General features: G+C 65.3%; 1 pseudogene. It reads left to right on the top strand.

The features are described from left to right. Nucleotides 1-45: 45 nt before the first annotated feature. A pseudogene (locus DWQ67_RS14170) lies at nucleotides 46-326 on the top strand (hypothetical protein); the annotation flags it as partial.

Raw genomic sequence — 326 nt, 5'->3', positions numbered from 1 at the left:
CTGAGCTACCCAGCCACCAAACCCCACATGCCGGTGGACCCACACGTGTTCATCCCCGAGAACTTCACCTACTTCCCCGACCAATACGGCACCGAACCTATGCCCGACTCAAACCACCCCCTCTCCGGCCTGGAACACCTCCCCGCACCCATCCCCACAGGAAACCCACTCCCGCCCGGGATCCTCCCCAACTACCCGGATGGCATCCCCGTCGGAGCAAGCACCACCCAGCCCACACCCCAGTCACCATCAACCCCCGCAACAGACCTACCCGCAGCGCAGATGCCTGGCCCCGACGCCGACCCCACACCACTCTGGGCCCACAT

This window comes from Galactobacter caseinivorans, from assembly GCF_003640665.1.
Classification (GTDB): domain Bacteria; phylum Actinomycetota; class Actinomycetes; order Actinomycetales; family Micrococcaceae; genus Galactobacter; species Galactobacter caseinivorans.
This window is presented reverse-complemented; position numbering and strand designations above follow the sequence as displayed.